Below are 14454 nucleotides of genomic sequence, written 5' to 3'. Positions count from 1 at the left end.
CAATCAAACCCAGGCTAAACCCAGATCAACCAATCCCAAATCAACCCACTTCCGCAGGCCGTCAGAACGCCGCCAACATATCCCTTCCATTCCATATTCTGTTGTCAAAGAACCGGTCCGAAGCGGTAGTGCCGTTCGGTGAGGCGGGTTTTACGGAGATCGGGGAGGGATGTCAACGCGCCGCAAAATCGCCCGCAAACACCCTGTTTTTCCCGGAAAACCGGCCCACCCAACCGGGAGCCCACACCCCTCTGTGGATAAGGAGTGGATAAGAAAATGAACTTTTTCTGCTTTTCCATGTCAGGGCGGCAAAAAGGGCCGCGGATGGGGCGGCGCATCGCAATGCGCCGCCCCGGCAACCGTTCAGCCTTCGGCGATCGACCGGCCGTTGATGGTCAGGCCCTTGTCGTCGGCCGACACCTTGATGCGCTCGCCGTCATGGATGGTGCCATCCAGCAGCAGCCCGGCCAGGGGGTTCTGCAACGTGCGCTGGATCACGCGCTTCAGCGGACGCGCACCGTAAACCGGATCATACCCTTCCTCGGCCAGCCAGAGATGCCCCGGCTCGTCCAGGTCCAGTTCGATATGCCGGTCGTCCAGCAGCTTGCGCAGACGCCCGATCTGGATATCGACGATCCGCGTCATGTCCGCCCGCTGGAGGCGGGAGAACAGGATGATCTCGTCCAGACGGTTGAGGAATTCCGGCCGGAAGTGATTGCGCACCACCTTCATGACCTCGGCCTGCACCATATCGGTGGATTCATTGTCCGGCAGATGCGCCAGAACGTCGGACCCCAGATTGCTGGTCAGGACGATGATGGTGTTGCGGAAATCGACCGTCCGCCCCTGCCCGTCCGTCAGGCGCCCGTCATCGAGCACCTGGAGCAGGACGTTGAAGACATCCTCGTGCGCTTTCTCCACCTCATCGAACAGGATCACCTGATAGGGCCGGCGCCGCACGGCCTCGGTCAGCACGCCGCCTTCCTCGTAACCGACATAGCCCGGAGGCGCGCCGATCAGGCGGGAGACCGCGTGCTTCTCCATGAACTCGCTCATATCGACGCGCAGCAGCGCCTTCTCGTCGTCGAACAGGAAACGGGCCAACGCCTTGCACAGCTCGGTCTTGCCCACACCGGTCGGGCCGAGGAAGAGGAACGAGCCGATCGGCCGATTGGGGTCCTGCAAGCCCGCACGGGCACGCCGCACCGCATTGGCCACCGCCTTCAGCGCCGGTTCCTGACCCACCACGCTGCGACGCAGTTCGTCCTCCATCCGCAGCAGCTTGGCCCGCTCGCCTTCCAGCATGCGGTCCACCGGCACGCCGGTCCAGCGTGACACGACGGAGGCGATGCCCTGCTCGGTCACGGCCTCGCTGACCAGCCCGGCACCGGCGGCGGCACTCTCGTTGGCCTCCTGCGCGCTGGCGATCTTGCCCTCCAGATTGGGGATCACGCCGTACATCAGCTCCGACGCCCGGCCCAGATCGCCGCGCCGCTGCGCAACCTCGACATCCGAACGCGCCTGATCGAGCTGTTCCTTCAGCTTCTGGATCGCGTTCACCCGATCCTTCTCGGCATGCCAGGCCGCCGACATGGCGTTCGATTTTTCCTCGATTTCCGCCAGTTCGGCTTCCAGCTTCACCAGACGCTCGCGGCTGGCCGAGTCCTCTTCCTTGCGAATGGCCTCGCGCTCGATCTTGAGCTGGATCAGCCGGCGGTCGAGTTCGTCCAGTTCCTCCGGCTTGCTGTCGATCTGCATCCGCAAGCGGCTGGCCGCTTCGTCCACCAGGTCGATCGCCTTGTCGGGCAGGAACCGGTCGGTGATGTAGCGGTTGGAGAGCGTCGCCGCCGCCACCAGCGCATTGTCGGTGATCCGCACGCCGTGATGAAGCTCATACTTCTCCTTGATGCCGCGCAGGATCGAGATCGTGTCGGGCACCGACGGCTCGCCGACATAGACCGGCTGGAAACGCCGGGCCAGCGCCGCGTCCTTCTCTATATATTTGCGATACTCATCCAGCGTGGTCGCGCCGATGCAGTGCAGCGTGCCGCGTGCCAGCTCCGGCTTGATCAGGTTCGAGGCATCCATCGCGCCATCGCTACGACCCGCACCGACCAGCGTGTGCATCTCGTCGATGAACAGGATCACCTGCCCCTCGGCGCTCTCGACCTCCTTGAGCACCGCCTTCAGCCGTTCCTCGAACTCGCCGCGGAATTTGGCACCCGCCACCAGCGCACCGAGATCGAGCGACAGCAGCCGCTTGTTCTTCAGCGCCTCCGGCACGTCGCCATTGACGATGCGCAGGGCCAGCCCTTCCACGATCGCCGTCTTGCCCACACCGGGCTCGCCGATCAGGACCGGATTGTTCTTGCTGCGCCGGGCCAGCACCTGGATCGCCCGCCGAATTTCCTCGTCGCGCCCGATCACCGGGTCCAGCTTGCCCTGCTGGGCAATTTCGGTCACGTCGCGGGCGTATTTCTTCAGCGCGTCGAAGCTGGCTTCGGCGTTCTCGCTGGTCACGGTGCGCCCCTTGCGGATGGTGGCAACCGCCTTGTCCAGCGCCTGCGGCGTCGCACCGCCATCACGCAACGCGCGACCGGCGGGTGTTTCCGACGCGGCGATGGCGACCAGAAGCCGGTCCTGCGCCACGAATTCATCACCAGCCTTCTGCGCCGCGCTCTGCGCTGCATCCAGCAGACGAACCAGATCCGGCGTCGCCTGAGGCTGGCCGGCCCCGCCACCCTGCACGCGGGGCAGCTTGGCCAGCGCCGCTTCGACCGCCGCCTGAATGGCCGGCACCTGCCCGCCGGCAGCACGGATCAGCGCGGAAGCCGCCCCTTCGGGGTCGTCCAGCAGCGCCTTCAGCAGATGTTCGGGCGTAAGTTGCTGATTGTACTCACGCACCGCAATGGTTTGCGCGGCCTGGAGGAACCCGCGCGACCGTTCCGTAAATTTCTCGATATTCATAATCCCATGTCCCTTTCACTCAGGCGACCTGAAGCTTGGGGGCGCCATCCCTGCACGAGGCAACGGCGCACCACACCAAGGCCGAGATGGGGATAATGGGACGTTGTTACAAGAGCATGGTGACGCGATGGCACATGGCTGCCACGCCCCTCACGCGGCCGCTTTCATGACACCGGTCATTGAAAACGGGGCGAGACCTCCTTGACCGCCGCAACCGCGCAGGCCTCGTCCAGTTCGCCGCCCGGCGCGCCCGACACACCCAGCCCGCCCAGCACAGACCGATCCGCCCGGCGCAGGAGCACCCCACCGGGCACGAAGAGGACCTGCGGAATCGTGTTCAGCGCCCCATTGGCTGGCCCGGTGACCTTGGCCGCGATCAGGGCGCTGGTCGTGTCCTTGTCGAAGGTCATGCCATAGGCATAGGCCGTGTAGGCCTTGCGGTAGGATACCGACAGCGATTGCAGCGGCACCGTGTCGCCCTTGATGATCACCTGCTCATGGCCGGACGGATCGACCACGGCGGCGGTGACGGACCAGCCCCGCGCGGCACAGATCCGCACCGCCGCCGCCGCGAGCTGGTCGGCGATCTCCCACGACAGTTTCTGGGTGGTGATGACGGCCGGCCCGGCGGCCCAGGCCGGTGCCACGTTCATCATGCCCGCGACCGTGCCGGCCGCGAGCATGCAGGCCGCAATGCGGCGATAGCGTGCCATGGCGCCTCAGCCCTTGCTGATCGAAGGGCCGAGCAGCAGCAGATCGGCCGCCGACAGGCGATCCGATGCCGTGCGCGCCTGATGCCAATTAAGGATAAAGCAGCGGCGGGGCACTGGCGGCGTCCAGACGCGCCATTTCCTCGGCCGACAGGGCCAGTTCGGTCGCCTTCAGATTGTCGGCAAGCTGGGCATCGGTCCGCGCCCCGATGACGACCGAAGTGATCGCCGGACGATGCGCGACCCAGGCCAGCGCCACCTGGGCCGCCGACACGCCGCGCTCCGCGCCGATCGCCACCAGAACCTCGACGACATCGTACAGCTTTTCGACATCGTAAACCGGCGGCTCGCCCCACTGGGCCAACTGGCGCGTGCCCTCCGGTTCGGGCTTGCCGCGCCGATGCTTGCCGGACAGCAGGCCACCCGCCAGCGGGCTCCATACCTGCACGCCGATGCCCTGATCCAGCGCCACCGGCAGCAATTCGTATTCCGCCTCGCGCGCCTGGAGCGAATAATAGATCTGCTGCGCCACCGGGGCGATCAGGCGATGACGTTCCGCCGTGCTCAACGCCTTCATCAGATGCCAGCCCGAGAAATTGGACACCCCGGCATAGCGGATCTTGCCCGAGCGGGTCAGCGTGTCCAGCGCCTCCAGCGTTTCGTCCAGCGGGGTCTGGCCGTCCCATTCATGCAGGTAATACAGGTCGATATGGTCGCGACCCAGCCGGCGCAGGCTGGCCTCGGCCGCCGCGACGATGTGATAGCGCGACAGGCCGGCATCGTTCGCCCCCTCGCCCATGCGGAAGCGCGTCTTGGTGCTGACCAGGATGTCCGAAGACCGCCCTTTCAGGGCCGCTCCAAGAATCTCCTCCGACACGCCGGCGGAATAGATATCGGCGGTATCGAAGATATTGATCCCGGCCTCGATGCACATGTCGATCTGCCGCTGTGCGCCCGCGAGGTCGGTATTGCCGGTCTTGGCGAACGCGCCCTTGCCCCCGAACGTCATGGTCCCGAGCGTGAAAGCCGAGAGACGCAGGCCGGACCGGCCGAGCTGACGATACTGCATGGATTGCCTCCTGTAACGGATCGGTCAGCGGGACTATGGGCGCGCCGGGCCGGGAATGATAACCGTCAAAACCGGAAAACAGTTTCCGGAGAAGGCGAACGATGCGCGACATCGACGAAATGCGGGTGATGGTCGAAATCGTCCGCCATGGCGGCCTGTCGCCAGCCGCGCGCCATCTGGGCCTGGCCCCCTCGGTGGTCAGCGACCGGCTGGCGCGGCTGGAACACCGGCTGGGCACGCGCCTGCTGGTGCGCACCACCCGGCGCCAGACCCTGACCGAGGCCGGGCGCATCTATCTGGATGAAGCGACCGCGATCCTGGCCGCCACGGAGAGGATGGAAGCAAGGGTGCGCGAAACGGTCAGCGCCCCCGGCGGCATGCTGCGCGTCACCGCCCCCACCCCGTTCGGACGCTTGCGGCTGGCGCCGTTCATCGCCGGTTTCGTCCGCCGCCATCCGGGCATCCGCGTGCATCTGACATTGGAGGACCGGATGGCCGATATCGTCGGCGAAGGGTTCGACATCGCCATTCGCGGCGCGCCGGTGGTGGATACCACCCTGACCGGCCGGCGCCTGATGGAAAGCCGCCGCGTGCTGGTGGCCAGCCCGGACTATCTGGCCCGCCGGGGCACCCCGAAGACGCCCGCCGATCTCGCCCACCATGACTGCCTGGTGGCCAACATGACCGGCCAGTGCCGGGCCACATGGCGCTTCGGCCGTGGGGATGCCGCGCGCCCCTGGCGGATCGACGGGCTGCTGGCCTCCAGCAATTCGGAACTGCCGGTGCAATGGGCGCTGGCCGGCATGGGCCTGACCCAGAAATCCCTGTGGGAGGTCGAAGAGGCCGTACGGGCAGGACGGCTGGTCACGGTGCTGGACGCCTGGGAACCGGACCCGGTGACCTTCTATGCCATCCACCCCGTCAGTACCGCCCATTCGCAGAAGATCGCGCTGTTTATCGGCGACCTGCTGCAACCGGGCGGCATCCTGTCCGATCAGGCGGCGTCGTAAGTCACATCCAGCGTACCGACCCCGACGCACCTTGCATGCAGCACATCCCCCGGCTGCACCGGGCCGACACCCGCCGGCGTGCCGGTCATGATCAGGTCCCCCGGCGCCAGCGCGACGAAGGCACTGAGCTGCGAGATGATATCGGCGACCGGCCAGATCATGTCCGACACATCGCCCTGCTGGCGGATTTCGCCGTTCACCGACAAAGCGATCGGCCCGCGCTCCGGATGGCCGATCGTGGCCACGGGCGCCACCGGCCCGATCGGGCAGGACTGGTCGAACCCCTTGGCCAACGCCCAGGGCCGGCCGGCCTTCTTGGCCGCCGCCTGAAGATCGCGGCGCGTCATATCCAGACCCAGCGCATAGCCATAGACATGCGACAATGCCTGATCCGCCGGGATATCCCGCCCGCCGATGCCGATCGCCACCACCAGTTCGACCTCATAATGCAGATTGGCGGTCTTGACCGGAAACGGCAGCGCCCCGCCGCCGGGAACGACGGCATCGCCCGGCTTGGCGAAGAAGAATGGCGGCGCACGATCCGGATCGCCCCCCATCTCGCGCGCATGCTCGGCATAATTCTGCCCGACGCACCAGATCCGGCGCACCGGGAAACGGGCCTCGGTCCCCGAAACCGCCAGGCTAGGCTGCGGCGGCTGCGGGATGACGTACTCGGTCATGGTCGGTGTCCTTGCTCCTGAACCTGCCCGACCTTATGCCCACTCTCCCGTCGCACGAAAGTCGAACAGCCTGCGCATCCGCACCAGCGGCACCATAATGCCGTTCACATTCGCTTCGACCGTCTCGACGGGCGCATACCCGCTGGCGGCGTAGAGCGGCTGACCGCTCAACGTCGCCATCAGTTCCACCGCGGAAAACCCCTCCGCGCGGGCGGCCTGTTCGCATCCGGCGAGAATCACCCGGCCGATACCCTGCCGTGCATAACGCGGGTGGGTATACATCGCCCGGATCTTCGCGGGGTCACGCGCAGGGTCGAGAAGCCTGGGGTCACGCAGGCTGGTGCTGTGATCGCCGCCATACAGCGTCGCGCGCCGGCTCCAGCCGCCGCATCCCACGATTTCGCCGTCCCGTTCAGCCACCAGATAAGTGCCGTCCGCGACAAGCTGGGTATCCAGCCCCATGATCGCATGGCTGGCCGCGACCTGTTCGGGCGAGAGAAACGCCGCCTGCAAGGTCCCGATCGCCAGCGCAATCAGACTTTCCAGGGCAGGAAGATCGGCCTCGCTCGCCCATCGCGTGCTGACAGCCTGCATCAGCCGGTTCCTTTCACGCAGTCCCACGCGACGATCGACACCGGAAAATAAAACCGGATTCCCGTCGAACCATGCCACGCCCCCACACCGAGGCGATCCCGCCCGCCCGCGATATCCGCCTCGAACAAGGCCGCCAGAGCCGGCATATCCCCGGAATCGGCCAGCGTATCGAGTTGCGCTTCCAGACGGTATCCATCGACCGTCACTTCCTCCAGCCCCGCCGCACGCCCGATCCGTCGCAATTCATCCAGCGTCAGGGCACTGGTATGAGACGGGTCCCGCAGCCGCTCCATCTCGTCATAGGCACGCTGCGTCTCGGATGACGGTGTCGCATCGATGACGATGATCCGTCCACCCGGACGGCATACGCGCACCATCTCGGCCAGCACTTCAGCCGGGTCCGGCATATGATGGAAACTGTAGCGCGTCGTCACCCGGTCGAAACAGTCATCGGGAAACGGCAACGCGGTCGCATCGCCGATCCGCCACGCCACATTCGCCAGCCCGTACGCGGTTTGCCGCGCCTGCGCCTGTGCGATCATGGCAGGCGTGATATCGATGCCGGTAACATGGCCCACCTGCCCCGCCATCGCGCATGCCAGAATACCGGGACCACAGGCGACATCGAGAACCGAGAGGTCCGGCTCCAGAGCACACGCGGCAAGGGTGCGCGCCATGGCATCGGCCTCGGCATGGATCGGCAGTTCGGCAAACGGCTTCGCCCACCGGGTAAACTGGCTGACGATACGCTGGTTATGCGTGATATCGGTCATCTCATCCTCATCGGTCTCCCAAGGAGATAGCCAGGAGACTGCCTGACCGGCTAACGCTCTTCGGTCATAAATGAACGAATGCCGGCCATGCGCATCCTCGACGACGAAGAAACCCACGCCATTCTCCGCAGCCATGGCCTCGACCGGCCCACCGGCATCGGGTTCGCCTTTCGCTACGCCGCCCGCAATGTCCTCTATGACTGGCACGCGCACCCGTACCATCAGTTGATCTACGCGGCGGCCGGCCCGGCGCAGATCGAAACCGAACAGGGCCGCCATATTCTTCCGCAGGGACGCGCGGCATGGATACCCGCCGGCACGCGCCACCGCTCCCTGGTCAGCGACGATCACGGCGCCTCGCTGTATTTCTCACCGGATTCCGTCACCGACACATCGTCCCATGTGCGCATCCTGGTCGCGAACCCGCTGATGCGCGAAATGATCCTGTACGCGACGCGCTGGGAACGCGGCGCCAGTGAAACCGATCCCCTCGCCGACAGCTTCCTGCGCGTGCTCGCCCGGCTATGCGGCGAATGGCTGGAGCAGGAACTGAAGCTGTTTCTGCCCAGCACCACCCATCCCTCCCTCCGTCGCGCCATGGATTACGCACTGGCCGATCTTGCCGGCGCGACCCAGACGGGCGCCATCGACCATGCCGCCGTGTCCGAACGCAGTTTCCGCCGCCTGTTCATGCGCGAAACCGGCCTGACATGGCAGGCATGGCTGGGACAGGCGCGGATTCAGATGGCGATGGGGCTGTTGATCCAGGGCCGGCGCGTCACCGACGTCGCGGCCGATGTCGGCTACGCTTCGCTCAGCGCCTTCGCGAAAGCTTTTGCCCAGACCGCCGGGGAAGGACCTGCACAGTTCCGGAAACGGCATCTGGCGGCTCAGTCCCGGTAGATGCCAGAGTTTCCGTTCTTTTTTGAAAAAAAGAACCAAAAAACTTTGATTCGTTCAGGAGTCTTGTGCTGGGGCACGCGATGGCCCCAAACAGACAGAAGTCTTTTTGCTTCTTTTTCTTCAGAAAAAGAAGACACACGGCCGGGCGGGCACAATCGCCCGCCCGGCCTGTATCATGATCAGTTGCGAGTCTTGTCGACCAGCGCGTTCTTGCCGATCCACGGCATCATCGCGCGCAGCTTCTCGCCGACCTGCTCGATCTGGTGGGCGTTGTTGCGGGCGCGGATGGCCTTGAAGCCGACATTGCCCGACTGGTTTTCCAGGATGAAGTTGCGCACGAACGTGCCGTCCTGGATGTCGGTCAGGACGCGCTTCATCTCGGCCTTGGTCTCGGAAGTCACGATGCGCGGGCCGGTGACGTATTCGCCGTATTCCGCCGTGTTCGAGATCGAGTAGTTCATGTTCGCGATGCCGCCTTCATAGATCAGGTCGACGATCAGCTTGGTCTCGTGCAGGCACTCGAAATACGCCATCTCGGGGGCGTAGCCGGCTTCCACCAGCGTCTCGAACCCGGCGCGAATCAGCTCGACCAGGCCACCGCACAGCACGGCCTGCTCGCCGAACAGGTCTGTCTCGACCTCTTCCTTGAAGGTCGTCTCGATGATGCCCGCACGGCCGCCACCATTGGCCGAGGCATAGGACAGCGCGATTTCCAGCGCGTTGCCCGACGCATTCTGCGCCACCGCGACCAGCGAGGGCACGCCGCCGCCACGCTGATATTCCGAACGCACCGTATGGCCGGGGCCCTTGGGCGCAATCAGGAACACGTCGAGGTCCGGACGCGCCTCGATGATGCGGAAATGGATCGACAGACCATGCGCGAACGCCAGCGCCGCGCCCTGCTTCAGGTTGGCTTCCAGATGCTCCTTGTACAGCGCACCCTGGCCCTCGTCCGGCGTCAGCACCATCACCACGTCGGCCCAGGCGGCGGCGGCGGAGGGGTCCATGACCTTGAAGCCGGCGGCCTCGGCCTTGGCCACGGCGGACGAGCCCGGACGCAGGCCGATCACCATCTCGGTGACGCCGCTGTCCTTCAGATTGTTGGCATGGGCGTGGCCCTGGCTGCCATAGCCGATGATCGCGACCTTCTTGGACTTGATCAGGTTCACGTCGGCGTCGCGATCATAATACACGCGCATGATAAGACCTCCTGTTGAGACGAAAGAAAGGATGCATGACCCGCGGTCAGATCGTCCGGGGACCCCGGATAATCGCGGCCACGCCCGTGCGGGAGACTTCGGCCAGGCCGAGCGGACGCATCAGGTCGATGAACGAATCGAGCTTCTCGGTCGCACCGGTCAGCTCGAAGACGAAGGATGTGGCGGTGGTATCCACCGCGCGGGCGCGGAAGGCCTCGGCGATGCGCAGGGCCTCGGTGCGGGGCTCGCCGCTGGAGACGACCTTCACCAGCGCCATTTCACGCGCGACATGCGGCCCCACCTGCGTCAGGTCGGCCACGCGATAGACCGGCACCAGCCGGCCCACCTGGGCCTTGATCTGCTCGATCACCTGCGGCGTGCCCGATGTCACGATATTGATGCGCGACTGGTGGCGCGACTGCTCGACCGGCGCCACGGTCAGGCTTTCGATATTGTAGCCGCGCCCGGCAAACAGCCCGATCACGCGCGCCAGCACGCCGCTTTCGTTTTCCACCAGAATGGAGATGACCGCGGAGACAATCGTCTCGTCCTGCATGGTCATGATGAGAATTCCCGAACAGAACCCGGCACGGGGCAAACCCCGCTGCCGGTATATATAAAAGGAAGCGGCCGCGCGGGCCGGAGGCGAGGAAGCGTCGGATCAGACCAGCATGCGGCCCTCGGCGCTGACCTTGACCTCGCCTTCCTGCTCCGGGCCCAGAAGCATCTGGTTATGGGCCGCGCCGGACGGGATCATGGGGTAGCAGTTCTCGTCCTGCGCCACGCAGATATCGGCCACCACCGCGCCGGGCTCGGCCAGCATGGCGCGGATCACGTCGTCCAGCTCGCCCACGCAGGTCGCGCGCATACCCTTGGCATGGAAGCTCTCGGCCAGACGGATGAAATCCGGCAGCGCCGCGCTGTAGCTTTCGGAATAGCGCGAGCCATGCAGCAATTCCTGCCACTGGCGGACCATGCCCATATACTGGTTGTTCAGGATGAAAATCTTCACCGGCAGGCGATACTGCGCGATGGTGCCCAGTTCCTGGATGTTCATCAGGGTCGAGGCTTCGCCCGCGATGTCGATCACCAGCGCATCGGGATGCGCGATCTGCGCGCCCACCGCCGCCGGCAGCCCGTACCCCATGGTGCCCAGCCCGCCCGAGGTCAGCCAGCGGTTCGGCCGGTCGAACTGGAAATGCTGCGCGGCCCACATCTGATGCTGGCCCACTTCGGTCGAAACGAACGTGTCGCGCCCGGTCTCCATCGCCAGTTCATACAGCCGGCGCACGGCATGCTGCGGCCGGATGATCGCCGACGGCGTCATGTCCTGGTCGAAATGCAGGCTGCGGATACCGCGCCATGCCTCGATCTGCTGCCACCACTGGGCCAGCGCCGCCGGGTCGGAGGCGCCGTCCTGCCGGTCCCATTCCTCCAGCATCATCTCGATCACCCGGCCGGCGTCACCGACGATCGGCACATCGACCTGCACGATCTTGTTGATCTGCGAGGGCTCGATATCGGCATGGATCTTGAACGATCCCGGCGAGAACGCATCCAGCCGCCCGGTCACCCGGTCGTCGAACCGCGCCCCCAGCGCGACCAGCACGTCGCAGCCATGGGTAGCCAGATTGGCCTCGTACGTCCCATGCATGCCCAGCATGCCCAGGAACTGCCGGTCGGTCGTCGGATAACAACCCAGCCCCATCAGGGTCGAGGTGCAGGGGAAGCCCGTCCTGCGCACCAGCCGGCCCAGCGCCTCGCTGGCCTGCGGGCCGGCATTGATGACGCCGCCGCCGGTATAGAACAGCGGCCGGCGCGCACGCTTCATCGCCGCCACCGCACGCACCACCGCCTCGCGCTCCGGCTCGCTCTGCGGGCGGTAGGACGGATGCGGCGCGCGCGATGCCGGGGCATAGGGCGCCGGCCCCACCGAGATGTTCTTCGGCAGGTCCACCACCACCGGGCCGGGGCGGCCGCTGCGGGCGATGTGAAAGGCCTCGTGCGCCACGCGGGCCAGGTCGGCCGGGTTCTTCACCAGATAATTATGCTTGGTGGCCTGACGGGTGATGCCCGTGGTGTCGGCCTCCTGGAACGCATCGGTGCCGATCAGCGGCACGCCCACCTGCCCGGTGAAGCACACCACCGGAATGGAATCCATCAGCGCATCCACCAGCCCGGTCACGGCATTGGTCGCACCGGGGCCGCTGGTCACCAGCACCACGCCGACCTTGCCGGTCGAGCGCGCATAGGCCTCGGCCGCATGCACCGCCGCCTGCTCGTGCCGCACCAGAATGTGGCGCACCGCGTTCTGCCTGAACAGCGCGTCGTAAATGGGCAGCACCGCGCCGCCCGGATAGCCGAAAATGACATCGACCCCCTGATCGACGAGAACGCGAAGCAGAACCTCGGCACCGGAGAGGACGACATCCGCTCCATGGGCATGCGTGTTCGGCTTCAGGTCGTTCAGGTTGGGTGTCGCGTTCATGTCCCTGCTCCTCCATCCGGCGTGTTTGACGCGGGACCAAAGGCCCCTCCGGACGGAATGTCGGCTGGGTTTAGGGAAACTGACGGCCCGCGTCAATCCGGTTTAGAATAAAAGAAATGACGCTAGCGTAATTTCTTTCCATTTGTTGCGCATCATTGCCGATCCGCGTGTCGATCACCCTCGTATCCGCCACCTCGGCGAGGCTATGATGCGCGAACCACGTCGTCTGCCGCCGCGTATAACGCCCGGTCGCCAGCACCGCGCGGCCCATGGCCTCCTCCAGCGACAGCTCCCCGCGCAGATGGGCGGCCAGTTCAGGCACGCCATGCGCCCGCATCGCCGGCAGGGCCGGGGACAGATCCTGCGCCAGCAATGCCCGCACTTCCTCCAGCGCCCCGGCCTCCAGCATCGCCTCGAAACGCCGCGCAATGGCGGCCCGCAGGATATCGCGCGGCGGCTCCAGCCGCACCGCCACCCGGCGGCAGGCCAGCGGCGGCAGCGTCGCGGTGCGGCGCCAATGGGCCATGCCATGCCCGGTGCCCGTCCACACCTCCCACGCGCGGGCCACGCGCTGGCTGTCGGAGGGGCGCAGGGCGGCCGCGCTTTCCGGATCGCCCGCCGCCAGCCGGGCATGCAGCGCCGCCGGCCCCTCTTCCTCCACCAGCCGCCGCGCCTCGGCCCGCGCTTCGGCCCCGGCATCGGGGATGTCGGTCAGCCCGTCGGTCAGCGCGCGCATATACATGCCGGTGCCGCCGCACAGCACCGGCAGCCGCCCGTCCTCCCACGCCGCCTCGATCGCGGCCATCGCGCTGGCGCGCCACCACGCGACGCTGCCGGTCTCGTGGGCGGGCAGCACGCCGTAGAGCCGGTGCGGCACGGCCGCCTCCTCCTCCGGCGACGGCCGGGCGGTCAGAACCCGCAGGTCGCGATAGACCTGCATCGAATCCGCATTGATGACCACGCCGTCCATCGCCCGCGCCACCGCCAGCGCCAGCGCCGATTTGCCCGAGCAGGTCGGCCCCGCGATCACCACCACCGGCCGCCCGGACAGATCCACCGCTTGCGTCATGCCGCCTTCCCTGTCACACGCCTGTTCGTCATGTCGCTGTCCTATACAATCACGCTCGTCGCCCGCCGCGACGCCACGACCCTGACCGACGCCGATGCCCGCGCCGCGCGGGACATGGTGAAGGGCGGCGTCCCCGTCATCCTCTCGCCCGGCGAGGCCGTGGACATCCCCAGTCCGGCGCCCCATGCGGGCATGCCGACGCTGGATACGATGCGCGCCGTTTTCGGCCCGCGCCAGATCGACGTCCTTCTGACCCGTTCGCGCGGACGACGCAAAGGGCTTCTCGTCGCGGACATGGACAGCACCATCGTCGCCAACGAAACGCTGGACGACCTCGCCGCCCATGCCGGCATCGGCGAGCGCGTCGCCGAGATCACCCGCCGCTCGATGAACGGCGAGATCGACTTCGCCGCCGCCCTGCGCGAGCGCGTCGCCCTGCTGGCCGGCCTGCCCGCCACCCTGCTGGAAAAGGCATGGAAGGACGTGAAGCTGAACGAGGGCGCGCGCGAACTGGTGGCGACGATGCGCGCCCATAACGCCCGCACCGCGCTGGTCTCCGGCGGCTTCACCTTCTTCACCGGCCGCGTCGCGGCACAGTGCGGCTTTGCCGAACACCACGCGAACGTGCTGGACATCCAGAAGGGCATCCTGACCGGCACGGTCGACGAGCCGATCCTCGGCCCCGACGCCAAACTGGCCCACCTGCGCCGCCTGGCCGAAGAGGGGCGCCTGAAACCCGCCGCCACCATGGCCGTGGGCGACGGCGCGAACGACCTGGCGATGCTTAAAGAGGCCGGGGTGGGCATCGCCTTCCACGCCAAGCCGATCGTCCGCGCGGCGATCGGCAACCGCGTGGACCATGCCGGCCTGCGGGCGCTGCTGTTCGCGCAGGGCTATCCGGCGGCATCTTTTGTGAGTGGCGAGTAAGGGCCTTCTTTTTCTGAAGAAAAAGAAGCAAAAAGACTCTTAATCCTTCCGGGGCACTATCAGCT

Annotated in this window: 12 protein-coding genes and 1 pseudogene; 3 read left to right on the top strand and 10 right to left on the bottom strand. The window is 66.3% G+C overall.

Annotated elements, in window-relative coordinates:
* Nucleotides 1–363: 363 nt before the first annotated feature.
* The 3 genes and pseudogenes from clpB to HLH25_RS17810 form a co-directional block, all read right to left on the bottom strand.
* Nucleotides 364–2967 (bottom strand): ATP-dependent chaperone ClpB, encoded by a 2604-nt coding sequence (clpB, locus tag HLH25_RS17820; RefSeq protein WP_182975351.1) that lies wholly within the window; start codon nt 2965–2967, stop codon nt 364–366.
* 176 nt (nt 2968–3143) lie between these two features.
* Entirely contained in the window at nt 3144–3623 is a 480-nt protein-coding gene (locus HLH25_RS17815) for a GlcG/HbpS family heme-binding protein (RefSeq protein ID WP_246402694.1), read from the bottom strand.
* Nucleotides 3624–3686: 63 nt separating this feature from the next.
* Nucleotides 3687–4746 (bottom strand): annotated as a pseudogene (locus HLH25_RS17810) (aldo/keto reductase).
* Between the two features lie 101 nt (nt 4747–4847).
* Here HLH25_RS17810 and HLH25_RS17805 point away from each other — a divergent pair.
* Nucleotides 4848–5756, top strand: a complete 909-nt coding sequence (locus HLH25_RS17805) for a LysR family transcriptional regulator (protein WP_182975350.1) — start codon at nt 4848–4850, stop codon at nt 5754–5756.
* Here the strand turns inward: HLH25_RS17805 and HLH25_RS17800 are convergent.
* Genes HLH25_RS17800 through HLH25_RS17790 form a run of 3 tightly spaced genes read right to left on the bottom strand, consistent with a single transcriptional unit; the run spans nt 5741 to nt 7803 of the window.
* Nucleotides 5741–6436 carry a fumarylacetoacetate hydrolase family protein gene (locus tag HLH25_RS17800; RefSeq protein ID WP_182975349.1) on the bottom strand — a complete coding sequence of 232 codons (696 nt, stop codon included), beginning with the start codon at nt 6434–6436 and terminating at the stop codon, nt 5741–5743. The two genes, HLH25_RS17805 and HLH25_RS17800, sit on opposite strands and share 16 nt — an antisense overlap.
* Nucleotides 6437–6469: 33 nt before the next feature.
* Complete coding sequence (locus HLH25_RS17795; RefSeq protein WP_182975348.1) at nt 6470–7030, bottom strand: GNAT family N-acetyltransferase; 561 nt, start codon at nt 7028–7030, stop codon at nt 6470–6472.
* Complete coding sequence (locus HLH25_RS17790; RefSeq protein WP_182975347.1) at nt 7030–7803, bottom strand: class I SAM-dependent methyltransferase; 774 nt, start codon at nt 7801–7803, stop codon at nt 7030–7032. The genes HLH25_RS17795 and HLH25_RS17790 overlap by 1 nt, the downstream gene beginning before the upstream one ends.
* A gap of 87 nt (nt 7804–7890) precedes the next feature.
* Between HLH25_RS17790 and HLH25_RS17785 the strand changes: the two genes are divergently transcribed.
* Entirely contained in the window at nt 7891–8706 is an 816-nt protein-coding gene (locus HLH25_RS17785) for an AraC family transcriptional regulator (protein WP_182975346.1), read from the top strand.
* Between the two features lie 179 nt (nt 8707–8885).
* Here HLH25_RS17785 and ilvC read toward each other — a convergent pair whose 3' ends face one another.
* The 4 genes from ilvC to miaA all read right to left on the bottom strand — a co-directional run bounded on the left by ilvC (nt 8886) and on the right by miaA (nt 13462).
* Nucleotides 8886–9905 carry a ketol-acid reductoisomerase gene (gene ilvC / locus HLH25_RS17780; RefSeq protein ID WP_182975345.1) on the bottom strand — a complete coding sequence of 340 codons (1020 nt, stop codon included), beginning with the start codon at nt 9903–9905 and terminating at the stop codon, nt 8886–8888.
* 46 nt (nt 9906–9951) lie between these two features.
* The gene (gene ilvN, locus HLH25_RS17775) at nt 9952–10461 is read right to left on the bottom strand and encodes an acetolactate synthase small subunit (RefSeq protein ID WP_375272981.1); all 510 of its coding nucleotides are present in this window, start codon (nt 10459–10461) and stop codon (nt 9952–9954) included.
* Between the two features lie 105 nt (nt 10462–10566).
* Nucleotides 10567–12393, bottom strand: coding sequence for a biosynthetic-type acetolactate synthase large subunit (ilvB, locus tag HLH25_RS17770; protein ID WP_182975343.1), 1827 nt, complete (start codon nt 12391–12393; stop codon nt 10567–10569).
* 70 nt (nt 12394–12463) lie between these two features.
* Nucleotides 12464–13462, bottom strand: coding sequence for a tRNA (adenosine(37)-N6)-dimethylallyltransferase MiaA (miaA, locus tag HLH25_RS17765; protein WP_182975342.1), 999 nt, complete (start codon nt 13460–13462; stop codon nt 12464–12466).
* A gap of 30 nt (nt 13463–13492) precedes the next feature.
* On the opposite strand from miaA, the gene serB reads away from it, so the two are divergent.
* Complete coding sequence (gene serB, locus HLH25_RS17760; protein ID WP_182975357.1) at nt 13493–14389, top strand: phosphoserine phosphatase SerB; 897 nt, start codon at nt 13493–13495, stop codon at nt 14387–14389.
* Nucleotides 14390–14454 lie beyond the last annotated feature (65 nt).

This window comes from Gluconacetobacter dulcium (assembly GCF_014174165.1).
In the GTDB taxonomy this organism is placed as follows: domain Bacteria; phylum Pseudomonadota; class Alphaproteobacteria; order Acetobacterales; family Acetobacteraceae; genus Gluconacetobacter; species Gluconacetobacter dulcium.
Note: the sequence above shows the minus strand (reverse complement) of the source record. Positions and strands in the feature narration are given on the sequence as shown.